At 67.4% G+C, this 21940-nt stretch carries 27 protein-coding genes; 4 read left to right on the top strand and 23 right to left on the bottom strand.

The window, feature by feature from the left end; translation table 11 throughout:
- Window positions 1-11: 11 nt before the first annotated feature.
- Both sucC and IAI53_RS16585 read right to left on the bottom strand, forming a co-directional pair.
- Window positions 12-1172 carry an ADP-forming succinate--CoA ligase subunit beta gene (gene sucC / locus IAI53_RS16590; protein WP_107493120.1) on the bottom strand — a complete coding sequence of 387 codons (1161 nt, stop codon included), beginning with the start codon at window positions 1170-1172 and terminating at the stop codon, window positions 12-14.
- Between the two features lie 269 nt (window positions 1173-1441).
- Complete coding sequence (locus IAI53_RS16585) at window positions 1442-1996, bottom strand: DUF2889 domain-containing protein (RefSeq protein ID WP_187719245.1); 555 nt, start codon at window positions 1994-1996, stop codon at window positions 1442-1444.
- Between the two features lie 213 nt (window positions 1997-2209).
- On the opposite strand from IAI53_RS16585, the gene IAI53_RS16580 reads away from it, so the two are divergent.
- Window positions 2210-4105 carry a type IV pilus assembly protein FimV gene (locus IAI53_RS16580; protein WP_187719244.1) on the top strand — a complete coding sequence of 632 codons (1896 nt, stop codon included), beginning with the start codon at window positions 2210-2212 and terminating at the stop codon, window positions 4103-4105.
- Window positions 4106-4135: 30 nt separating this feature from the next.
- On the opposite strand, the gene IAI53_RS16575 is transcribed toward IAI53_RS16580, so the two are convergent.
- Window positions 4136-4882 (bottom strand): Nif3-like dinuclear metal center hexameric protein, encoded by a 747-nt coding sequence (locus tag IAI53_RS16575; RefSeq protein ID WP_187719243.1) that lies wholly within the window; start codon window positions 4880-4882, stop codon window positions 4136-4138.
- A 70-nt stretch (window positions 4883-4952) separates the two neighbouring features.
- Here IAI53_RS16575 and IAI53_RS16570 point away from each other — a divergent pair, with 70 nt between their 5' ends.
- Window positions 4953-6125 (top strand): Do family serine endopeptidase, encoded by a 1173-nt coding sequence (locus IAI53_RS16570; protein WP_187719242.1) that lies wholly within the window; start codon window positions 4953-4955, stop codon window positions 6123-6125.
- A 235-nt stretch (window positions 6126-6360) separates the two neighbouring features.
- On the opposite strand, the gene tatC is transcribed toward IAI53_RS16570, so the two are convergent.
- From tatC to hisB, 10 genes are all read right to left on the bottom strand, one after another.
- Window positions 6361-7170 carry a twin-arginine translocase subunit TatC gene (tatC, locus tag IAI53_RS16565; RefSeq protein WP_187719241.1) on the bottom strand — a complete coding sequence of 270 codons (810 nt, stop codon included), beginning with the start codon at window positions 7168-7170 and terminating at the stop codon, window positions 6361-6363.
- Window positions 7167-7670, bottom strand: coding sequence for a Sec-independent protein translocase protein TatB (gene tatB / locus IAI53_RS16560; RefSeq protein ID WP_187719240.1), 504 nt, complete (start codon window positions 7668-7670; stop codon window positions 7167-7169). Before tatB ends, tatC begins: the two co-directional genes overlap by 4 nt.
- A 100-nt stretch (window positions 7671-7770) precedes the next feature.
- Window positions 7771-8007 carry a Sec-independent protein translocase subunit TatA gene (tatA, locus tag IAI53_RS16555; RefSeq protein ID WP_187719239.1) on the bottom strand — a complete coding sequence of 79 codons (237 nt, stop codon included), beginning with the start codon at window positions 8005-8007 and terminating at the stop codon, window positions 7771-7773.
- A 10-nt stretch (window positions 8008-8017) separates the two neighbouring features.
- A complete protein-coding gene (locus IAI53_RS16550; RefSeq protein WP_187719238.1) occupies window positions 8018-8365 on the bottom strand; it encodes a histidine triad nucleotide-binding protein in 348 nt (115 codons plus the stop codon).
- Between the two features lie 10 nt (window positions 8366-8375).
- Window positions 8376-8702, bottom strand: a complete 327-nt coding sequence (locus IAI53_RS16545) for a phosphoribosyl-ATP diphosphatase (protein ID WP_187719237.1) — start codon at window positions 8700-8702, stop codon at window positions 8376-8378.
- Window positions 8699-9097 carry a phosphoribosyl-AMP cyclohydrolase gene (hisI, locus tag IAI53_RS16540; protein WP_187719236.1) on the bottom strand — a complete coding sequence of 133 codons (399 nt, stop codon included), beginning with the start codon at window positions 9095-9097 and terminating at the stop codon, window positions 8699-8701. The genes IAI53_RS16545 and hisI overlap by 4 nt, the downstream gene beginning before the upstream one ends.
- A complete protein-coding gene (gene hisF / locus IAI53_RS16535) occupies window positions 9094-9852 on the bottom strand; it encodes an imidazole glycerol phosphate synthase subunit HisF (RefSeq protein ID WP_187719235.1) in 759 nt (252 codons plus the stop codon). Before hisF ends, hisI begins: the two co-directional genes overlap by 4 nt.
- Window positions 9852-10601: a 1-(5-phosphoribosyl)-5-[(5-phosphoribosylamino)methylideneamino]imidazole-4-carboxamide isomerase gene (gene hisA / locus IAI53_RS16530; protein ID WP_187719234.1), complete on the bottom strand. Its 750-nt coding sequence runs from the start codon at window positions 10599-10601 to the stop codon at window positions 9852-9854. The genes hisF and hisA overlap by 1 nt, the downstream gene beginning before the upstream one ends.
- A gap of 60 nt (window positions 10602-10661) precedes the next feature.
- Window positions 10662-11300 (bottom strand): imidazole glycerol phosphate synthase subunit HisH, encoded by a 639-nt coding sequence (gene hisH, locus IAI53_RS16525; protein WP_187719233.1) that lies wholly within the window; start codon window positions 11298-11300, stop codon window positions 10662-10664.
- 37 nt (window positions 11301-11337) lie between these two features.
- Entirely contained in the window at window positions 11338-11925 is a 588-nt protein-coding gene (gene hisB / locus IAI53_RS16520; RefSeq protein WP_187719232.1) for an imidazoleglycerol-phosphate dehydratase HisB, read from the bottom strand.
- 108 nt (window positions 11926-12033) lie between these two features.
- Here hisB and hisC point away from each other — a divergent pair, with 108 nt between their 5' ends.
- On the top strand, window positions 12034-13104 hold the full coding sequence (hisC, locus tag IAI53_RS16515) for a histidinol-phosphate transaminase (protein WP_187719231.1): 1071 nt from the start codon (window positions 12034-12036) through the stop codon (window positions 13102-13104).
- Between the two features lie 88 nt (window positions 13105-13192).
- On the opposite strand, the gene hisD is transcribed toward hisC, so the two are convergent.
- Entirely contained in the window at window positions 13193-14500 is a 1308-nt protein-coding gene (gene hisD, locus IAI53_RS16510) for a histidinol dehydrogenase (RefSeq protein WP_187719230.1), read from the bottom strand.
- Window positions 14497-15138, bottom strand: coding sequence for an ATP phosphoribosyltransferase (gene hisG, locus IAI53_RS16505; RefSeq protein WP_187719229.1), 642 nt, complete (start codon window positions 15136-15138; stop codon window positions 14497-14499). Before hisG ends, hisD begins: the two co-directional genes overlap by 4 nt.
- 154 nt (window positions 15139-15292) lie before the next feature.
- On the opposite strand from hisG, the gene rnk reads away from it, so the two are divergent.
- Window positions 15293-15685 carry a nucleoside diphosphate kinase regulator gene (gene rnk, locus IAI53_RS16500; RefSeq protein WP_187719228.1) on the top strand — a complete coding sequence of 131 codons (393 nt, stop codon included), beginning with the start codon at window positions 15293-15295 and terminating at the stop codon, window positions 15683-15685.
- Between the two features lie 6 nt (window positions 15686-15691).
- On the opposite strand, the gene IAI53_RS16495 is transcribed toward rnk, so the two are convergent.
- From IAI53_RS16495 to IAI53_RS16460, 8 genes are read right to left on the bottom strand one after another with little or no spacing between them, the layout of a single operon-like run.
- Window positions 15692-16942 carry a TIGR03862 family flavoprotein gene (locus tag IAI53_RS16495; RefSeq protein WP_187719227.1) on the bottom strand — a complete coding sequence of 417 codons (1251 nt, stop codon included), beginning with the start codon at window positions 16940-16942 and terminating at the stop codon, window positions 15692-15694.
- Window positions 16943-16950: 8 nt separating this feature from the next.
- Window positions 16951-18207 carry a UDP-N-acetylglucosamine 1-carboxyvinyltransferase gene (gene murA / locus IAI53_RS16490; protein ID WP_187719226.1) on the bottom strand — a complete coding sequence of 419 codons (1257 nt, stop codon included), beginning with the start codon at window positions 18205-18207 and terminating at the stop codon, window positions 16951-16953.
- Complete coding sequence (locus IAI53_RS16485; protein WP_187719225.1) at window positions 18207-18464, bottom strand: BolA family protein; 258 nt, start codon at window positions 18462-18464, stop codon at window positions 18207-18209. Before IAI53_RS16485 ends, murA begins: the two co-directional genes overlap by 1 nt.
- Before the next feature lie 19 nt (window positions 18465-18483).
- Window positions 18484-19254 carry an ABC transporter permease gene (locus tag IAI53_RS16480; protein WP_187719224.1) on the bottom strand — a complete coding sequence of 257 codons (771 nt, stop codon included), beginning with the start codon at window positions 19252-19254 and terminating at the stop codon, window positions 18484-18486.
- On the bottom strand, window positions 19247-20143 hold the full coding sequence (locus IAI53_RS16475) for an ABC transporter ATP-binding protein (protein WP_187719223.1): 897 nt from the start codon (window positions 20141-20143) through the stop codon (window positions 19247-19249). The genes IAI53_RS16480 and IAI53_RS16475 overlap by 8 nt, the downstream gene beginning before the upstream one ends.
- 12 nt (window positions 20144-20155) lie before the next feature.
- On the bottom strand, window positions 20156-20440 hold the full coding sequence (locus IAI53_RS16470; RefSeq protein WP_187719222.1) for an STAS domain-containing protein: 285 nt from the start codon (window positions 20438-20440) through the stop codon (window positions 20156-20158).
- A complete protein-coding gene (locus tag IAI53_RS16465; RefSeq protein ID WP_187719221.1) occupies window positions 20440-21057 on the bottom strand; it encodes an MlaC/ttg2D family ABC transporter substrate-binding protein in 618 nt (205 codons plus the stop codon). The genes IAI53_RS16470 and IAI53_RS16465 overlap by 1 nt, the downstream gene beginning before the upstream one ends.
- 7 nt (window positions 21058-21064) lie before the next feature.
- Entirely contained in the window at window positions 21065-21916 is an 852-nt protein-coding gene (locus IAI53_RS16460; protein WP_187719220.1) for an MlaA family lipoprotein, read from the bottom strand.
- Window positions 21917-21940 lie beyond the last annotated feature (24 nt).

The following is a 21940-nucleotide window of genomic DNA, read 5'->3' as shown; positions in this document are numbered from 1 at the left end:
CGCAACTCTCCTTACTGAACAGCGGCGACGATCTTGGTCGCGGCTTCCGCCATGGTGTCGGCGGAGATGATCGGCAGGCCCGACTCGGCGAGGATTTTCTTGCCGAGGTCTTCGTTGGTGCCCTTCATGCGCACCACGAGCGGGACGGAGAGATGCACTTCGCGCGCGGCCGCGACCACGCCGGTGGCGATGGTGTCGCAGCGCATGATGCCGCCGAAGATGTTCACCAGGATGCCCTTGACCTTGGGGTTCTTGAGCATGATCTTGAAGGCTTCGGTGACCTTCTCGGTGGTCGCACCGCCGCCCACGTCCAGGAAGTTGGCCGGCTCGGCGCCGAACAGCTTGATGGTGTCCATGGTGGCCATGGCCAGGCCGGCACCGTTCACCAGGCAGCCGATGTTGCCGTCCAGGCTGATGTAGGCCAGGTCGAACTTGGAGGCTTCGATCTCGTCGGCATCCTCTTCGTCCAGGTCGCGGTACTCGACGATTTCCGGGTGACGGTAGAGGGCGTTGGAGTCGAAGTTGAACTTGGCGTCCAGCGCCTTGATGTTGCCGTTGCCTTCGAGGATCAGTGGGTTGATCTCGGCCAGCGAGGCATCGGTTTCCATGTAGCAGGTGTACAGCTTCTTCAGCGTGTCGACCGCCTGGGCCATGGAGCCTTCGGGAACGCCGATGCCCTGGGCCAGCTCGGTGGCCTGCGCGTCGGTGAGGCCGACCAGCGGATCGACGAACACCTTGATGATCTTCTCGGGGGTGTTGTGCGCGACTTCCTCGATGTCCATGCCGCCCTCGGAGGAGGCCATCATCGCCACCTTCTGGGTCGCACGGTCGGTCAGCGCCGCAACGTAGTATTCCTTCTTGATGTCGGCGCCTTCCTCGATCAGCAGACGACGCACCTTCTGGCCCTCGGGGCCGGTCTGGTGGGTCACCAGCTGCATGCCGAGGATCTCGCCGGCCAGCTGACGCACTTCGTCCATGGAGCGGGCGAGCTTCACGCCGCCGCCCTTGCCACGCCCACCGGCGTGAATCTGGGCCTTCACCACCCAGATCTTGCCGCCCAGCTCTTCGGCTGCTGCGACTGCTTCATCGACGCTGAAACACGCCTTGCCGCGCGGCGTCACCACGCCGTACTTCCTCAGCAGTTCTTTTGCCTGATACTCATGAATCTTCATGATTGCCCTTCGATCGAAGTCGCGAAGCGAACACGCCCGCGAACAGGTTGATGGGTCGTTTCGGAGCGAGGCTCCACGATGCGCGCCAGCCTCCCTCGCCCGGCGCAGACACCGCTTGCGGAGCGACCGCCGATGGCCGGCCCCGGCCCCTCCGCGCACGCCAAAAAACATCCGGACGCACGGCAGGACCGCAGGATTATAACCGGATTTGCGCAGTGCAACCGGACCTTGCCCGCAGTGCAGCACAGAGACGGACGAGGCCCCTGCCGTCAGCCCCCGCCCCCCGGCGTGCGGTACCACTTCGGATAGTAGCGGCGCACCGTTTCGCTGCCGGTGTCCAGCGCGTGGCAGCGGTCGAGCTGAAAAGGCTTCTCGCCGTTGTCCTCGTTGTCGCGACGAAAGGTGGCGAAGGTCTGGATCGCCGCGGTGGGCAGGCTCAGCAAGAGCTCGGTGACATGCGAGCAGCCCCGCACATCGGCGAACATCTCGCCCACGGTCCGGCGAAAGCCACGCACGAGGTTCAGGCCGATCAGTTGCCGGTAGGCCGGCCCGATGGTGTCGCACCCGCCCGGGTACGGCACCCAGTCGGAGCACGCCTCGGCATCGAGAATGTTGAAGGCGGCATCGATGGTGATCCGCACGCGCATCTCGTGCACCGGATCGCCGGCCCGACGGACGCCCGAGGCGATCGGATAGTCGAGATCCTTCACGTCGCGCAGACAGGCCTCGAGCTCCAGCAAGCCGTCGTCGCGGCGGAAACCCTCGACCTCGATACGCCGTGTATGGACCCGCTGCCGCGGGGATTTGGGGGCAGAAAGCGGCATGCTTCACGTACGGTAACGTATGGTGCCGACGATCTTACCGCGATTTCGGCGCGCGTGACGGATGGCCGTCCGGTCCGAGAGGCGGGCGGAGGATGCGAAAGCAGTGAAATTATGCACACGCCCGGATGCGAAGCCCCGCGACAGCCACTAGAATGGCCGACAATATCGGCATCGCCACCGCCCGGTGCCGCTCAGCAACCCGCGATGCGGACAATGACCAAGACCAAGAACAAGCTGACGCCAATCCTCCTTCCGCTCGCCGCGGCATTCACGCTGCTCCCGGCGTCGCCCACGGTACACGCGGTCGCGCTCGGAGAGGTGCTGTCGCTGTCGGCGCTTGGCGAACCGCTGCGGGTCGATCTGCAGCTCGGCGCGGGCAGACTCGAAGAAGCGGGCGAATGCCTGCGCATCGCCCCCGGTGCGGCGGACGCAGGACCATGGGTCACCCGCGCACGGATCTCCACATCCTCGCGCGGCGACAAGATCATCACCATAAGCGCCCCGACCCCGGTCAACGAGCCGGTTCTGCGTCTCGGGATAGACAACGTCTGCGCCTCGCGGCTGCGCCGCGAATACACCCTGCTGCTCCCTTTTCCGGTGGCGCTCCCGACACTGCAGGCGGATGCGGCGGCGGCCCCGTCGCCCGCGGCTGCGAAAGCCCAGCCCTCCCGCACCCCCTCTCCGGCACCGCAGCCCGCTCAGGCGGCGCGCCACCAGACCTGGACGACGGCACCCGGCGAATCCCTCGAAAGCCTCGCGGCGGCGCTCTATCCGCATGAGCCGGCGATTCGAGAGCGCTTCGTCGCCGACGCCGCCCGCGCCAACCCCACACTGTTCCCCGACCGCGATTCACGCGCCCGAGCGCTCCCCCCGGGCACCGAGCTGCTGGTGCCCGATCCGGCCCGCGTGAGCGCCCCCGCGACGGCAGGCTCAGGCAGCCCCGCGCGCACCGCGGAACGGAAGCCCGCCCAGATGACGCCTGCTGCGCCACGCCGCCCCGCCGCGACGCCACCGCCCAGTGCGCCGCGGGAGGACCGGCTGGTCGTCGATGTTGCGGAGGACGCGACAGCGGACGCGCCTGCCGGCCCGCGCTACGATGCCAGCGCCGACTCCGGCGCCCGCGAGCGCCAGCTGGTTGCGGCCATCGACCGCAGCATCCAGGCTCAGGTCGATCTGCTCGAACGCATCCGCGAGCTCGAACGCATCCAGGCCGAACTCATCGACCGCGCAAACCGTCTCGACGCGGCAATGCCGGCCCAAGCCACGCCCGCTCCGCCGGCACAGCAGCCCGCGGCCCCGGCGATCGAGGCCAATGTACCGGCAAGCACTGCGCCAAGGAGCGACTGGCCGCTCTATCTCGCCCTGTTCGCCGGCATCGTCGCCGCCATCCTGGGACTTCAGGCGCTGGATCGCCGGCGTCGCGATGCGGCCGCAGCGCGCGCGGCCTCGCTATCGACAACAACCCAGCCCGCCGCGGGCGTGTGGCCCGAGGAGGCCCGCGCGGCCAGCGGCCTGGAGCCCTCGCGCGGCGCGATTCAGCTCGACCGCCCGCCCACGGAAGAAGCGCCACCGACACCGTCCTACGAGTGGGCGGCCCCGTCGGTCGCACCGATCGCCGTCGAGGACGAGAACATCGAGGAACATGAATCCGCAGTGGAACTGGCCGAGATCATGATGAGCTTCGGCCGCGTCCAGGGCGCCGCCGAGACCCTCGCCGAGTTCATCCGCGGCAATCCGCAACAGGCGGTACAGCCCTGGCTGAAGCTGCTGGACGTCTACCGTGCTGCCGGCATGCGCGCCGAGTTCGACGGGCTGTCGCGCCAGCTCAACAAGACCTTCAACGTCAAGACGGTCACCTGGGACAACTACGACGAGGCGCGCCTGGCCACCCATCACGTCGAGGACATGCCCCACGTGGTCGACACGCTGGTCCGCACCTGGCGCACCGTCGAATGCCAGGCCTACCTGGAGAAGCTGCTGCGTGACAACCGCGAAGGCACCCGCCAGGGATTCCCGCTGAGCGTGGTCGATGAACTTCTGATGCTGGCCTCGGTGCTGGAGGTCCAGCTCGGGCGCTACCGCGCGCCCGGCGCCGACGCCGCCGGCTGATCACGCCAGGTCCGCGCGTGGCGGGCAGGCTCAGACAGGATTGTCGATATCGACGAATTCGGCCTCCAGGCCAAGCGTGTCGACGAGGTAGCGCGCCAGCGCGCGGGCGCCGTAGCGTTCGGTCGCGTGATGGCCGGCGGCCAGGTAAGGCACACCGGATTCGCGCGCAAGATGCACGGTCTGCTCGGAGATCTCGCCCGAGACATAGAGGTCGGCCCCGGCCAGGATCGCCTGCTCGAAATAGCCCTGGGCGCCGCCGGTGCACCATGCCACGCGACGCACCATGCGCTCGCCGTCGCCCACCAGCAGGGGGTCGCGTCCGAGGCGCGCAGCGATCGACCGTGCGATCCGGGAAGCCGGTTCGGGCTGCGGCAAGACCCCCAGCCAACCGAGATCCTGGTCGGCGAAGCGCCCATCCGCACGCCACCCCATCAGCCGGCCGAGTTGGGCGTTGTTGCCGAGTTCGGGATGGACGTCCAGCGGAAGATGGTAGGCCAGCAGGCTGATGTCATGGGTCAGAAGGGTCGCCAGGCGCTGGCGGCGGATACCTGTCACGCGGCCATCCTCACCCTTCCAGAAATAGCCGTGATGCACCAGGATCGCGTCGAACGCGCCGGCCACCGCCCGGTCGAGAAGTGCCTGGCTGGCGGTCACGCCGCACAGCACCCGCCTCACCTCGGGGCGTCCTTCCACTTGCAGGCCGTTTGGGCAATAATCCCGTAAGCGCGAGACTTCAAGCAATTCGTCAAGGTGTGTTCGCAGCGCACTGAGTTGCATCCTGCCTCCGTCCATCGTTTCGTTCCACCCCTTCGGCGGCCGCTCCGGCCAACCGTCGCAAAAGCACATTATGCGCCGCCTCTGGCTCATCTTCTCGCAGGCCGTGACGATCAGCGTCGCCGTCCTGTTCGTGGTCAGCACCCTCAAGCCAGAGTGGCTGCGCGGCGCCACGCCGTCGTCTGTGGTGGCGATTTTCGAAGCGCCGGGGGGCAGCGGGGACAATGGCGACCCGCTACCCGCCAACGCGCCGGGCTCGTACGCGCAGGCTGCCCAGCGCTCGATGCCGGCGGTGGTCCACATTTTCACCAGCAAGGAAGTGCGCACCCAGCGCCACCCGCTGTTCGACGACCCCGTCTTCCGTCATTTCTTCGGCGAGCGCCCGGATTCCTCCCCGCGTCAGCGCGCTGCGGGCCTGGGTTCGGGGGTCATCGTCAGCCCGGACGGATTCGTGCTGACCAACAACCACGTGATCGAGGCCGCCGACGAGATCGAGGTGGCGCTCAACGACGGGCGCAAGTTCCCCGCACGCCTCGTGGGCCGGGACCCGGAAACCGATCTTGCGGTACTCAAGTTGCAGACCGATGCGCAGTTCCCGGTGATCACCTTCGCACAGGCCGATTCGCTGAACGTTGGCGATGTCGTGCTGGCGATCGGCAACCCCTTCGGCGTCGGCCAGACCGTGACCATGGGCATCATCTCGGCGCTCGGCCGTACCCACCTGGGCATCAACACCTTCGAAAACTACATCCAGACCGACGCGGCGATCAACCCGGGCAACTCGGGCGGCGCCCTGGTCGACAGCGCCGGCAATCTCGTCGGCATCAATACCGCGATCTACTCACGGTCCGGCGGATCCCTCGGGATCGGTTTCGCCATCCCGGTGTCTCTCGCCCGAAACGTGCTCGAGCAGATCGTCACCTCCGGGCAGGTCACGCGCGGCTGGGTCGGCGTCGAGATCCAGGAGATCACCCCGGAGCTGGCGGAATCCTTCGGGCTCACCGATCCGTCCGGCGCCCTGATCGCCGGCGTGCTGCGCGGCAGCCCCGCCGAACGCGCGGGCATCCGTCCGGGCGACGTGCTGATCGGCGTCGATGGACGCAACGTGCGGGACACCAAGAGCATGCTCGAGATGGTCGCCGCGCTGCCGCCCGGCAACGTCGCCCGCTTCCGCGTACGGCGGGCGAACAGCGAACTGGACCTCGACGTGGAAGTGGGCCGCCGCCCGACCCCGGCTCGCAACTGAGCATCCGTGATGTAGTCACGACGCACGCGCGCCATGACCAAGGTGCGCTGCGCAGGGCGGCGACGACGTTTCAAGCTTGAATGGACAGGGCTGCGGGCGCCGCCGGCCAGCCGGCTGCCCGACGGATCTTCTCGCCTGCCCTCAGGCAAGGACTGGCTGAGCCTTCATCGATGAAGCCGCGATGCGCCCGGAGGCCCACAGCGCGCTCCGCGCGGAGCGCACCGCCGTGCAAGCCTCACTTGCCGTCGCTGCGCTCCGAAGCCTCGATGCGGTCGAGTTCGCGGTCCATCTCATCTTCGCTCGGCGGCTCGTAGACCGCGGGCACCGCGGGTTTGCGGACCATCTTCGCCAGCATGATGCCGAACTCGTAGAGCAGGCACATCGGTATCGCCAGCAGCAGTTGCGAAATGACGTCGGGCGGGGTGACGATCGCGGCGATCACGAAGGCGCCGACGATCACGTACGGGCGCGCCTCCCTGAGTTTCTCGATGCTGACGATCCCGGCCCGTGCCAGCACCACGACCACCACCGGCACCTCGAAGGTCAGGCCGAAGGCGAGGAACAGCGTCATCACGAAGGACAGGTACTGCTCGATGTCCGGCGCAGGCACGATGCTCTTCGGCGCGAACTCGGCAATGAACGAGAACACCATGCCGAACACGAAGAAGTAGCAGAACGCCATGCCGATGAGGAACAGCAGCGTGGTGCCGAGCACCAGCGGAATGGCCATGCGCCGCTCGTGCGCATAGAGACCCGGCGCGATGAAGGACCAGGCTTGGTAGAGCACGATCGGCAGGGCGATGACGAAGGACACCATCAGGGTGACCTTGACCGGCACGAAGAAGGGCGTCACCACCCCGGTGGCGATCATGTTGGTCCCTTCCGGCAGGGTATTCATCATCGGCAGCGCCAGCAGGTCGTAGATGTCGCCGGCCCAGGGCATCAGGCAGACGAACACGACGATCACCGCAACGACCGCCCGCAGCAGGCGGTCGCGCAACTCGACCAGATGGGAGATGAAGGTTTCCTGGGTTGCCGTGCTCATGCCTTCTCCGCGGGCTGACGGGAGGCCGAGGCCGCCGGGTCGAGTCCGAGTTCGAGTTGCGGGCTGGGTGTCGCGTCTTCCTGCGGCGCGTCAGCCTCGCCTTCCTGCTGCTTTCGTTCAGGCACCGCATCGGCCGCGAGCAGGGCGCTGCCGCTGGCCGGCGGAGCGGGCTCGTCGGCCGCGGACGGTTTCGCGCTCACCGCAACGGCCTCTGAGACTTCTGCCGCCGTCTTGTTGAGATCCGCCTCCACGTTGTTCATCTGGCCGCGAATCGAGCCCTCGAGATCCCGGGCCTGCTGCTCCACCTGCTGCTGGAGCTTCTTCAGATCCTCGAGCTGCATCTCGCGCTGGATGTCGGACTTCACGTCGCCCACATAGCGCTGCAGGCGCCCGAGCAGGTGCCCGGCGGTGCGGGCCACCTTCGGCAAACGCTCCGGACCTACCACGATCAGCGCGACCACGGCGATCAGCAGCAACTCGGAAAAACCAAAATCGAACATGTGCTAGAGCCTGTTGTCAGCCATCAGGCGGGTTCCCCGAACCCAAAAGGAAGGGGCGCACTGGCGCGGCGCCCCTTGTCGATCGCGCGGATTGCGGACTTCAGGAACCCGCTTTCTCGACCTTTTCCTTGGCCTCGGCGTCGATCACCTGGCCTTCGGCGATTTTCTGCTGCGGCTTGCCCTCTTCGGCGGAGCCCTCGGCTTCCTTCATGCCGTCCTTGAAGCCCTTCACCGCGCCCCCCAGATCCTGGCCGATGTTACGCAGCTTCTTGGTGCCGAATACCAGCAGGACAATGACCAGCACGATGAGCCAGTGCCAGATGCTGAATGAACCCATACCGCTCTCCTTAACGCTTCAACATTGCCGGAAGGACTTCCGGCCCACCGAGGATGTGAACGTGCAGATGATACACCTCCTGCCTGCCCACCCTGCCGGTGTTGATAATAGTTCTGAACCCGTCGGTCGCGCCTTGTTCCCGCGCAAGTCGGCCGGCGACGGTCATCACCCGCCCCATCACCGCCTCGTGCTCGTCGGTGAGCTCGGCCATCGACGCCACATGCACCTTCGGAATCACCAGGAAATGCACCGGCGCGATCGGATTGATGTCATGGAAGGCGACCACGAGGTCGTCCTCGTAGATCTTCTTCGCCGGAATCTCGCCGCTGACGATGCGGCAGAAAATGCAGTCGCTCATCGCCCGGCCCTCAGACCGCGGTGCGGGACTTCTTCTCGTCGATGCCCGACACGCCTTCGCGGCGGCGGAATTCGGCGAGCACGTCATCCACCGACAGGCCGTGGTGCGCCAGCAGCACCATGGAGTGGAACCACAGGTCGGTCACCTCCCACACCAGGTGGAGCATGTCCTTGTCCTTGGCGGCCATGATGGTTTCCGCCGCCTCCTCGGCCACCTTCTTGCAGATCGCGTCGGTGCCCTTGGTGTACAGACTGGAGACGTAGGAAGAGTCCGGGTCGGCCTTCTTGCGTTCGGCCAGGGTGGCCGCCACGCGATGCAGCACTTCGATGTCGATCACTTGTAGATCTCCTGCGGGTCCTTGACGACGGGTTCGACGACTTCCCAGCGCCCCTCGGCGAGATACTTCTGGAAGAAACAGCTGTGACGCCCGGTGTGACAGGCGATGCCGCCCTGCTGCTCCACCTTCAGCAGCACGACGTCATTGTCGCAGTCGACGCGGATCTCGACCACCTTCTGTACATGGCCGGATTCCTCGCCCTTGTGCCAGAGCTTGCGGCGCGAGCGCGACCAGTAGACGGCCTCACCGGTCTCCGCGGTGCGCTGCAAGGCTTCGCGATTCATCCAGGCGAACATCAGCACGTCGCCGCTGCCCGCCTCCTGGGCGATCACCGGCACCAGGCCGTGCTCGTCCCATTGCACCTCGTTGAGCCACCGTGCGTTGGCTGCGCTCACAGTCGTACCTCGATGCCCCGGCTGCGCATCAGCTCCTTGGCTTCGCGCACCGTGTGTTGTCCGAAATGGAAGATGCTGGCGGCCAGCACCGCGTCCGCACGCCCCTCGGTGACCCCGTCGACCAGGTGTTCGAGCGAGCCGACGCCGCCACTGGCGATCACCGGAACGCGCACCGCGTCCGACACCGCACGGGTCAGACCGAGGTCGAAACCGATCTTGGTGCCGTCGCGATCCATGCTGGTCAGCAGGATCTCGCCGGCGCCCAGCGACTCCACCTTCTTGGCCCATTCGATGGCGTCCAGGCCTGTATTGTTGCGCCCGCCGTGGGTGAACACCTCCCACTTGCCCGGCGCGGTCTGCTTGGCGTCGATCGCCACCACGATGCACTGGCTGCCGACCTTGCCGCTGGCGTCGGCGACGATCTGCGGGTTGTTCACCGCCGCGGTGTTGATGCTGACCTTGTCGGCACCGGCATTGAGCAGGCGGCGCACATCATCGACGGTACGCACGCCACCACCGACGGTGAGCGGAATGAAGACCTGCTCGGCCACCTGCTCGACCACGTGCAGGATGATGTCGCGCGCGTCGGAGCTGGCGGTGATGTCCAGGAAGGTGATCTCGTCCGCGCCCTGCTCGTCGTAGCGTCGCGCAATTTCCACCGGATCGCCGGCATCGCGCAGCTCGACGAAATTCACGCCCTTGACCACGCGCCCGGCATTGACGTCCAGGCAGGGGATGATGCGCTTGGCGAGCATCAGGCAGCGCCGCCGTTCAGCGTGTCGGCCCGCGCCTGGGCGGCGGCAAAGTCCAGCGTGCCTTCGTAGATCGCCCGGCCGGTGATTGCCCCGGCCACTCCTTCGGACTCCACCGCGCACAGGGCGTCGATGTCCACCAGGCTGGCGATGCCGCCGCTGGCGATCACCGGAATGCGCAGGGCCTGCGCCAGGCGCACGGTGGCTTCGATATTGACGCCGGACAGCATGCCGTCGCGGCCGATATCGGTGTAGATCACCGCCTCGACGCCGTAGTCCTCGTACTTCTTGGCCAGGTCGACCACGTCGTGGCCGGTCATCTTGGACCATCCATCGACCGCCACCTTGCCGTCCTTGGCATCGAGGCCGACGATGATGTGGCCGGGGAAGGCGCCACAGGCGTCGTGCAGGAAACCGGGGTTCTTCACCGCGGCAGTGCCGATGATCACATAGGAGATGCCGTTGTCGAGATAACGCTCGATGGTGTCGAGGTCGCGGATACCGCCGCCGAGCTGCACCGGAATGTCGTCGCCGACTTCGTCGCAGATCGCGCGGATGGCCGCTTCGTTCTTGGGTTTGCCGGCAAACGCGCCATTGAGGTCAACCAGGTGCAGGCGACGCGCGCCCTGGTCGATCCAGTGGCGGGCCATCGCGGCCGGTTGTTCGGAAAACACCGTGGCGTCGTCCATTTCGCCCTGCTTGAGGCGTACGCAATGGCCGTCCTTGAGGTCGATGGCGGGAATGAGCAGCATACCGGGATAGGAATTCGTCGTAGTGGCAGGAAGGAGCGCAGCGGGCGGAAGCCTCGGCGTTCAGGGCGCCCAGCGGATGAAATTGGACAACAACTGCAAGCCCGACGCGGCACTCTTTTCCGGATGGAACTGGACCGCGAAGATATTAGCCCGCGCCACCGCACTGGTAAAGCGCAGGCCATAGTCGGTTTCGGCCGCGACCAGGGCGCGGTCGGCCGGGGCGACGTAATAGCTGTGCACGAAGTAGAAGCGCTCGCCGTCCGGGATACCTTCCCACAAGGCATGCGGCGCGGACTGCCAGACCTCGTTCCAGCCCATGTGCGGCACCTTCAGGCGGACCCCGTCGGCGCCGACCATCCGCGCCTCGTCGAAGCGCACGACCTCGCCGGGCAGGATGCCCAGGCCGGGCACGTCGCCCTCCTCGCTGTGGGCGAAGAGCATCTGCTGACCGATACAGATACCGAGGAAAGGCTTGGTCTCGGCCGCCTCCAGCACCGCCGCACGCAGGCCGCGGCGCTCGAGTTCGCGCATGCAGTCGGGCATCGCCCCCTGCCCCGGGAACACCACCCGGTCGGCTCGCCGCACCACGTCCGGATCGCAGGTCACGGCAACGGATTCGCCGCCGGCCACGTGCTCGACCGCCTTGGCAACCGAACGCAGGTTGCCCATGCCGTAGTCGATGATGGCCACTTTGGTCATCACAGGATTCTCGCTTGCTGGTGAATTCGGACTGGCGTCAGAGCGCGCCCTTGGTGGAGGGAATGGCACCGGCCGCCCGCTCGTCGCGCTCGGCGGCCATGCGCAGCGCGCGGCCGAAGGCCTTGAAGATGGTCTCGCACTGGTGGTGGGCGTTGTCACCACGCAGGTTGTCGATGTGCAGGGTCACGCCGGCGTGATTGACGAAACCCTGGAAGAACTCACGCGCCAGATCCACATCGAAGCTGCCGATCCGTGCGCGGGTGTAATCGACGAAGTAATGCAGCCCCGGACGGCCGGAGAAGTCCACCACCACGCGCGACAGCGCCTCGTCCAGCGGCACGTAGGCGTGGCCGTAGCGGCGGATGCCCTTCTTGTCGCCCAGCGCGCTGGCAAAGGCCTGCCCCAGGGTGATACCGACGTCTTCCACCGTGTGGTGGTCGTCGATATGCGTATCACCCTCCGCCTTCACCGTCAGGTCGATCGCTCCGTGGCGGGCGATCTGGTCGAGCATGTGATCGAGGAAGGGCACGCCGGTGGCCAGTTCGGCCTTGCCGGTACCGTCCAGGTCGATGCTGACCGCGATGCGGGTTTCGAGGGTGTTGCGGGTGACGTCGGCTTGCCGCATGGCGCAGTGCTTGGCACAAGGGAAATGAGGAGCGGCCATGATACCATCGCCGCACAATCCTGCTGCAACAGGCAGGGCAGACAGTCCCCAACGAGCTGTACCCTAGAGATGAGCCGCTACTGGAGCGCCGTGGTTCACGGCCTGACCCCCTACGTGCCGGGCGAACAGCCCAAGATCGACAACCTGGTCAAGCTCAACACCAACGAGCATCCCTACGGCCCCTCGCCCAAGGCGCTGCAGGCCATCCGCATGGAGGTGACCGACAGCCTGCGCCTGTACCCGGACCCCAATGCCGACCGCCTGAAGGCCGCACTGGCCGCACGCTTCTCGCTGGAGCCGCAGCAGGTCTTCGTCGGCAACGGCTCGGACGAAGTGCTGGCACACGCCTTCCACGCCCTGCTGCGCCATGAACGCCCGCTGTGGTTCGCCGACATCACCTACAGCTTCTACCCGGTGTATTGCGGGCTGTACGGCATCGCGCACCGCCTGATTCCGCTGGACGATCACTACGCGATCCGGGCGGACGACTACCTGCCGCAGGGCGACGAGCGCGCTGGCGGCATCATCATCGCCAATCCCAACGCGCCGACCGGCCGGCCGCTGCCGCTCGCCGAGATCGAGCGCATCGTCGCCGGCAATCCGGAAGCGGTCGTCGTGGTCGACGAGGCCTACGTGGATTTCGGCGGAGAGAGCGCGATCGCGCTGATCAACCGCTACCCCAACCTGCTGGTGGTGCAGACCTTCTCCAAGAGCCGCTCGCTGGCCGGCCTGCGCGTGGGCTATGCGCTTGGCCACCCGGACCTGATCGCCGGCCTCGAGCGGGTCAAGAACAGCTTCAACTCCTATCCGCTGGACCGCATGGCGATTGCCGGGGCGGTGGCCTCGGTGGAGGACGAACCGCATTTCCGCGAGAGCTGTCGCCGGGTGATCGCCACCCGCGAGCAATTGAGCGCGGACCTTGCCGGGCTGGGCTTCGAAGTGCTGCCGTCGGCGGCCAACTTCGTCTTTGCCCGCCATCCGCAGCACGACGCCGGCGAACTCGCCCTGGCGCTGCGCAACCGCGCGGTGCTGGTACGCCACTTCAAGGCGCCGCGCATCGACCAGTTCCTGCGCATCACGGTGGGTACCGACGCGCAGTGCGGCCAGTTGGTGCGGGTACTGGGCGAATTGCTGGGCTAAACGCCGAGTTGACCGCGGGCAAGCCCGCTCCTACATGCGGCCGGTGACCGTTTCACTGTAGGAGCGGCCTTGGCCGCGATCCGGACATTCAAGAGCTCTTGAGGCGCATCTCCGCGGAGCGCGCGTGGGCCTGCAGCCCTTCGCCATGCGCGAGGATGGAAGCCACCTTGCCCAGCGTCTGCGCGCCGGCTTCCGAGATATGCACGATGCTGGTGCGCTTCTGGAAGTCGTACACCCCCAACGGCGAGGAGAAGCGCGCGCTGCGCATGGTCGGCAGCACGTGGTTGGGGCCGGCGCAGTAGTCGCCCAGCGCCTCGACCGAGTGGTGGCCGACGAAGATCGCGCCGGCGTGGCGGATCTTCGCCACCCACGGCTCGGGCTCGGCGAGCGACAGTTCGAGGTGTTCGGGCGCGATGCGGTTGGCGATCGCGCAGGCCTGGTCGAGGTTGTCCACCCGGATCAGCGCACCGCGATTGGCCAGCGACTTGGCGATGATCTCGTGCCGCGGCATGGTCGGCAGCAGGCGATCGATGGAAGCGGCCACCGCGTCGATGAAGGCCGCGTCGGTGCACAGCAGGATGGACTGGGCCAGCTCGTCGTGCTCGGCCTGGGCGAAGAGATCCATCGCCACCCAATCCGGATTGCCGCTGCCGTCGGAGATGATCAGCACCTCGGAGGGGCCGGCCACCATGTCGATGCCCACCGTGCCGAAGACCCGGCGCTTGGCCTCGGCCACGTAGGCGTTGCCCGGGCCGACGATCTTGTCCACCTGGGGAATGGTCTGGGTGCCGTAGGCCAGCGCGGCCACCGCCTGCGCGCCGCCGATGGTAAACACCCGGTCCACCCCGGCGATCGCCGCCGCGGCCAGTACCAGGGAATTCCTTTCGCCGCGCGGGGTGGGCACCACCATGATCAGTTCGCCCACCCCGGCCACCTTGGCCGGAATGGCATTCATCAGCACCGAGCTGGGATAGGAGGCGCGCCCGCCCGGCACGTAGAGGCCCACACGGTCGAGCGCGGTGACCTGCTGGCCGAGCCGGCTGCCGTCGGCCTCCTGGTAGGACCAGGAGTCGATTTTCTGGCGCTCGTGGTACTGGCGCACGCGGTCGGCGGCGATGCGCAGGGCCTCGCGCTGCTCGACGGTGAGCCCGTCGAGCGCGGCCTTGAGCTCGGCGTGCGGCAGTTCCAGTTCGGCCATCGAGCCGACATCCAGGTGGTCGAAGCGGCGGGTGTACTCGATCACCGCCGCGTCGCCGGTGCCACGCACCGCGCGCAGGATCTCGGTGACCGCCGCATCGATGCGCTCGTCGGCCTCGGACTCGAAGGCCAGCAAGGCGTCGAGCGTGCTCAGGAATTCGGGTTCGCGGGCGTCCAGCCTGCGGATGGCGTCGCTCATTTGACCGCTCCGGCAAAGGCATCCAGCACCGGCTGGATGAGTTCGCGCTTGAGCTTCAGGGAGGCCTGGTTGCAGACCAGGCGCGAGCTGATCGGCATGATGTCCTCGACCTCCTCCAGGTTGTTGGCGCGCAGCGTGCCGCCGGTGGACACCAGGTCCACGATGGCGTCCGCCAGCCCGACCAGCGGCGCCAGCTCCATGGAGCCGTAGAGCTTGATCAGGTCCACATGCATGCCCTTGGCGGCGAAGTGGGCCTTGGCGCTGTTGATGTACTTGGTCGCCACGCGGATGCGCCCGCCCGGCTTGCTGGCCGCGGCGTAGTCGAAGCCCTTGGGCACCGCCACGCACAGCCGGCAGCGCGCGATGTTGAGGTCCAGCGGCTGGTACAGCCCCGCGCCGCCATGCTCCAGCAGCACATCCTTGCCGGCGATGCCCAGGTCGGCCGCGCCGTACTGCACATAGGTCGGCACGTCGGTCGCGCGTACGATCACCAGGCGCACATCCGGGCGGTTGGTGCCGATGATGAGCTTGCGCGAGCTTTCCGGGTTGTCGGTCGGCTCGATACCGGCCGCGGCGAGCAGCGGCAGGGTCTCCTCGAAGATGCGGCCCTTGGACAGGGCGAGGGTGATGCTGGACACGAAAGCGCCTCGGCGATGCGAAAAGGCGCTCATTGTAACCCGGCACGGCTTCTGTTAGCCTTGACGCCTCGGCTGAACCGCGCGCGGCGGTTCGGCCGTTTTTTCTTTTTCCAGCCCTGCGCCCGACCCGATGGAGCCCTAGCGAGACCCTGCCATGAAGCCCGAAATCATCGTTTCCTCGACCGACCTCGACCGCCTGGAAGGCCTGCTGCACGCTGCCAACGCGCGCAGCCGCAGCGACCTGGACGGCCTGCGCGACGAACTGGCACGTGCCGACGTACGCGACGCGGAGGATCTGCCCGGCGATGTCATCACCATGGGCAGCCGGGTGCGTTTCTGCGAGGAATTGAGTGGCAAGGACTACGCGTTGACCCTGGTGTATCCGCACGAGGCCAGCCAGGAAGGCGGCAAGGTGTCGGTATTCTCCCCCGCCGGCAGCGCGCTGCTTGGCCTGTCGCGCGGGCAGTGCATCGACTGGATGACCCCGGACGGCAAGGCCATCCGCATCCGCGTGATGGAGGTCGAACAGCCGGCCGCCGAGGCCTGAGGTCTTTCAGGCGGCGCGCCGGGCCAGCCAGGCCAGCGCGCCCCGGCCCGCCACCCCCCCCTGCGCAAAGCAGGCGGTGAGCAGATAGCCGCCGGTGGGCGCTTCCCAGTCCAGCATTTCGCCGGCGCAGAAATGGCCCGGCTGAGCCTTCAGCATCAGCGTCGCATCGAGAGCGTCGAACGCCACCCCGCCCGCGGTGCTGATCGCCTCGTCGATCGGCCGGGTGGCGGCAAGCGTGAGCGGCAGCGCCTTGATCGCCGCGGCCAGTTCGCCGGCAGAGGCCGGCAACTGGCGACCCAGCACCTCGTGCAGCAGCGCCGCCTTGAGGCCACCCAACCCCAGCTTGCCCTGCAGATGCGAGCCCATCGAGCGGCTGCCGCGCGGCCGGGCGAGCTGCGCCTCGATCCAGGCGGGTTCGCGCGCCGGCAGCAGGTCGAGGCGGATCTCGAGCGCACCGCGGGCGGCGAGCGCGTCGCGCAGCGGCGCCGACAGCGCATAGATCAGGCTGCCTTCCAGGCCGCTGCGGGTCAGCAGGCACTCGCCGGTGCGGCTACGGGTTTCGCCCTGTGCATCGACGAAGGACAGCGCGATGTTCTTGAGCGGCTGCCCGGCATGGCGCTCGAGCAGATGCGCCGACCAGCCGCCGGCGACATCGAAGCCGCAGTTGGCCGGACGCAGCGGCGCCACCGGCACGCCACGCGCGGTGAAGGGTGCGATCCAGCGCGCATCCGCACCGAAGCGCGCCCAGCTCCCGCCGCCCAGCGCATACACCACCGCACTGGCGAGCTCCGCATGACGCCCGCCCGGGCCGTCGAATAGCAGCGCACCGTGCTCGTCCCAGCCCTGCCAGCGCTCGCGCACATGGATGCGCACCCCGGCCTCGCGCAGCCGGTGCAGCCAGGCGCGCAGCAAGGGCGCGGCCTTCATGCCCACCGGAAAGACCCGCCCGCTGGAGCCGACGAAGGTGTCCACGCCCAGGCCCTGCGCCCAGTCGCGCAAGCCCTGTGGGCCGAAGGCGGCGAGCAGCGGTTCGATCTGCGCGCGGCGTTCGCCGTAGCGTGCGAGAAAATCCGCCGGCGCCTCGGAATGGGTGAGATTGAGCCCGCCGCGCCCGGCGAGCAGGAACTTGCGCCCCACCGTCGGCATGGCTTCATACAAGTCGACCGCCACGCCGCCGGCCGCCAGCACCTCGGCGGCCATCAAGCCCGCTGGGCCGCCGCCGACGACGATCGCGCGCGGCGTGGCGGCTGCGGGCATATCAGCGCTCAAGCGAGCCGGCGCACCCGCGCGCCCAGCGCGGCGAGCTTGTCTTCCAGACGCTCGTAGCCGCGGTCGAGGTGGTAGATGCGCTCGATGACGGTCTCGCCCTCGGCGACCAGTCCGGCGATCACCAGGCTGGCCGAGGCGCGCAGGTCGGTGGCCATCACCGTGGCGCCTTCCAGGCGGGCGACACCCTGCACCACCGCGGTGTTGCCGTCGATGCGGATGTCAGCGCCCAGGCGCTGCAGCTCGACCGCGTGCATGAAGCGGTTCTCGAAGATGGTCTCGCGGATCATCGCCGCGCCGTCCGCCACGCAGTTGATCGCCATGAACTGCGCCTGCATGTCGGTCGGAAAGGCCGGGTACGGGGCGGTGCGGATGCTCACCGCGGTGAGGCGCTCCGGCGCCTTGAGATGGATTGCGTCGCGTTCCGAGGATATCTCGCAGCCGGCATCCATCAGCTTGTCGATCACCGCGTCGAGGTAGCAGGACGAGGTGTTGGTCAGGCGGATCTCGCCGCCGGTGGCGGCGGCCGCGCACAGGTAGGTGCCGGTCTCGATGCGGTCCGGCATGATGCGGTGGGTGGTGCCGGACAGGCGTTCGACGCCGCGGATGCGGATCACGTCGGTGCCCGCGCCGGTGATGCGCGCACCCATGGCGATCAGGCAGTTGGCCAGGTCGAGCACCTCGGGCTCGCGCGCGGCGTTCTCGATCACCGTCTCGCCGTCGGCCAGGCAGGCGGCCATCATCAGGTTCTCGGTGCCGGTCACGGTGACCATGTCGGTGAACAGCCTGGCCCCTTTCAGGCGCGGCACCGTGGCATGCACGTAGCCGTGCTCCACCCGCACGTCGGCCCCCATCGCCTGCAGACCCTTGATGTGCTGATCCACCGGGCGGGCGCCGATCGCGCAGCCGCCGGGCAGGCTCACCCGCGCCTCGCCGCAACGCGCCACCAGCGGCCCGAGCACCAGGATGGAGGCGCGCATGGTCTTGACCAGCTCGTAGGGCGCCACCGGGTTGTCGAGCGCGCCGGCGTCCAGCGTCACCGTGCCGGCGGCGGCGTCGCGCTCCACCTTCACACCCATCTGCGCGATCAGCCGGAGCAGCGTACCGATGTCATTGAGCTGCGGCACGTTGGTGAAGGTCACCGGCTCGGCGGTGAGCAGCGCGGCGCACAGCAGCGGCAGCGCGGCGTTCTTGGCGCCGGAGATGGCGACTTCACCGCTGAGGCGGGTGCCGCCTTCGATCAACAGCTTGTCCATCAGAGATCGAGATCCTTGCGCACCTCGGCCCACTTGGCCGGCGTGTAGGTCTGCAGCTGCAGGGCGTGGATCTCGTTGCCCATCAACTTGCCGAGGGTGGCGTACACCGCCTGGTGCTGGCGCACCCGCGGCAGGCCTTCGAAGGCTGCGCTGACGACGATGCCGGTGAAGTGCACGCCGTCGTCGCCCTGGATGTTCACATAGTCGCAGGCCATGCCTGCTTCGATCAGACGCTCGATTTCTTCTGCTGGAAACATGGTGATTCTCTGTATGGGATCAGGCCCGCAGCTTGTAGCCCCGGGCGAGCATCGCCAGGGTCAGGGCCGCGAGAAGGAGCAAGGATACGCCCACCACCGCCAGGCTCAACCATGGCGAGACGTCCGACTGGCCGAAGAAGCCGTAGCGGAAACCGTCGATCATGAAGAAGAACGGGTTGACGTGGGAGATGTCCTGCCACAGCTGCGGCAGGGAGTGCAGCGAATAGAACACGCCGGAGAGCATGGTCAGCGGCAGGATGAGGAAGTTCTGGAAGGCGGCGAGCTGGTCGAACTTGTCCGCCCAGATGCCGGCGATCATGCCCAGCGAACCGAGGATGGCCCCGCCCATCAGCGCGAAGGCGAGGATCCACAGCGGGTGGGCGAAGGGCAGATCGACGAAGGGCAGCGACACCAGCAGCACGCCGACGCCGACGAACAGTCCGCGCGCCACCGAGGCGATCACGTAGGCGGCGTAGAACTCTCGGTAAGAGAGCGGCGGCAGCAGCACGAAGATGATGTTGCCGGTGATCTTGCTCTGGATCAGCGAGGACGAGCTGTTGGCGAAGGCGTTCTGCAGCAGCGACATCATGATCAGGCCCGGCACCAGGAAGGTGGTGTAGGCGATGTCGCCATAGACCGTGACATGGCGGTCGAGCACGTGCGAGAAGATCAGCAGGAAGAGCACCGCGTTGAGCACCGGCGCGGCCACGGTCTGGAAGCTCACCTTCCAGAAGCGCAGCACCTCCTTGTACAGCAGGGTACGGAATCCGACCAGGCGCGCCTCACGCACGGTGCATGACCTCCACGAACACGCGCTCCAGGTCGGGTTCGCCGAGCTGCATCTCCTGCATGCCGGCACCGGCCTCGCGCAGGCGCGCGAGCAGCGGCTCGACGTCGCCGTAGCTGTCGAAGACGAAATCCACCCAGCCATCCTCGGCCAGCGTACCGCCCAGCGCTACGCCGGCCTGCGGTTGCGCAAGCTTGGCGCGCAGCGAGTGGGTGGCGAAGCGGTCGAGCAGGTTGGCGGTGGTGTCCAGCGCCACCACACGGCCGGCCTTGAGCATGGCGATGCGCCCGCAGAGCGTCTCCGCCTCTTCCAGATAGTGGGTGGTGAGCACGATAGTGTGCCCGTCGCGGTTGAGCTTGCGCACGAAAGCCCACAGCCCCTGGCGCAATTCGACGTCCACCCCGGCGGTGGGCTCGTCGAGCACGATCACCGGCGGACGATGCACCAGCGCCTGGGCGACCAGCACCCGGCGCTTCATGCCGCCCGAGAGCGCGCGCATGTTCACGTTGGCCTTGGCGGTGAGATCCAGGCTGGCGAGGATCTCGTCGATCCAGTCGTCGTTGCCGCGGATGCCGAAGTAGCCCGACTGGATGCGAAGCAACTCGCGCACGCTGAAGAAGGGGTCGAAGACCAGTTCCTGCGGCACTACGCCGAGCGCGCGGCGGGCGTTGCGGTAGTCGCTGACCACGTCGTGACCCATGACTTCCAGCGTGCCGCCGTCGGGTCGCACCAGCCCGGCGAGCGAGGAGATCAGCGTGGTCTTGCCGGCGCCGTTGGGGCCGAGCAGGCCGAAGAATTCGCCCTGGTGGACTTCGAGGTCGACGCCGGCAAGCGCCTGCAGCGCGCCGTAGCGCTTGGTGACCCCGGCGACTCGGATGGCGGGCAGGGACATGCGGGGCCGGACTCAGACTTCCAGCGGCAGCAGCGCTTCGGCGCCGTACAGCGCTGCCAGGCTGCGCAGCCCTTCAGGCAGGCCGCGGACCGTCAGCCGACGGCCGTTCGCCCGCGCGGTGCGCAGCCAGTCGAACAGCAGCGCCAGGGCCGCAGAGTCGGCCGTGCTGACCGCACTAAGGTCGATCACCCGGTCGGCTGCGGCAACCTGCCGGCGGCCGGCATCGAGCAAGGCGCCCGCGGTAGCCATGGTCAAGGGCCCCTCGAGGCGCAGCAGATCGCCCTCCACCTTCATCATCAGCGCGCCGCGCTTCCAGCCAGTTCGCCGTTGCGGCGTTCGAGGGCGTCGATCAGGCCGTCGATCCCGCTGCTGCGGATCTCCTGGGAGAAAGTGCCGCGGTAGTTGGTCACCAGGCTGACGCCGGCGACGATGACGTCGAACACCTTCCAGCCGGCATCGGTGCGCTCGAGGACGTAGTCGATGGCGATGGGCTGCGCCCCGGACTGACGCACCTCGGTGCGAACCTGCACCGTCGTGTCGGACGGCGCGGCGCGCAGCGGGCGGAAGTCGATGGTCTGGTCGCGGTATTGTGTCAGGGCGTTCGAGTAGGTGCGCACCAGCAGAGTACGGAAAGAATCGACCAGGCGCGCCTGTTGTTCCGGGGTGGCCTGACGCCAGTCGCGCCCCACCGCCAACATGGTCATGCGGCGGAAGTTGAAGTGCGGCAACACCTTCTCCTCGACCAGGGCGATCGCCCTGTCGGCATTGCCGCGCTGGATGTCCTGATCCTGGCGGACGATTTCCAGGACATCGTCGGTCACGGTGCGCACCAGCTGGTCGGGCGGCGTCAGCGCGGCGTGGGCCGGCAGCAGCGCACCCAACAGCAGACAGAAACCAAGGAAAAGCTTCTTCATCGTCGATTCACTCGTGGTTGGGCACGGGCGCCGTTTCGACGGCGCCGACGGCCATGGGATCTACCAGCTCCAGCCGCGCGATCGCGGCAACGGCGGCCATATCGACCAGGCGAGGGGACTGCCCAGGAAGCGAGGCGCCGTTGAAATCCTCGTACTCGACCGGCGGGTTCCCGTCATGCACCTTGTAACGACGCTGCTGCAGGTAGAAGTCGCGCAGGTAAGCGTACTTGTCGAAGGTACTCTCTTCCAGCGTGCGGTCGGCACCTAGCAAGGTGGCGCGGGCATGGGTGATGTCCAGCACCCTGATGGCATTACGGGTCGGCACATGGCCGGCGCGCCAGACCTTGTCGCCGACAAGGTCAACTGGCAGCACCGCGGCGTCGCGCACCGTGCGCGGCCCGAAGAACGGCACCACGAAGTACGGTCCCTCGCCCACGCCCCATACCGCCAGGGTCTGGCCAAAGTCCTCGTCATGCTTGGGCAAGCGCGCTTCGCTGGCAATGTCGAGCAAACCGAAGATGCCGAACACCGAGTTCACCATGAAGCGCATCCAGTCGGAGAAGGCCTCCGCCGGCTTGCCCTGCAGCATGTTGTTCAGCCCGATCCACGGATCGGCTAGGTTGCCGAAGAAGTTGCCCACACCCGTCTGCACGGGCTTGGGCGTCACGTAGTCATAGGCCTGCGCGACCGGCTTGACCAAGGCCTTGTCCAGGTTCTCGTTGAAGGCGAACATCGCCCGGTTATAGCCCTCCAGCGGATCGTCCGGGTTGCGCGGCGTGCTCGCACAGCCGCTTGCCAGGATCACCCCGCAGGCCAGTGCGGCGATACGGAACGAAGAGCCGGGTTTGCGCGTCGTCATTGTTGGTCTCCGAAGCCGGCAGGG

Source organism: Thauera sedimentorum (genome assembly GCF_014489115.1).
In the GTDB taxonomy this organism is placed as follows: Bacteria; Pseudomonadota; Gammaproteobacteria; order Burkholderiales; family Rhodocyclaceae; genus Pseudothauera; species Pseudothauera sedimentorum.
This window is presented reverse-complemented; position numbering and strand designations above follow the sequence as displayed.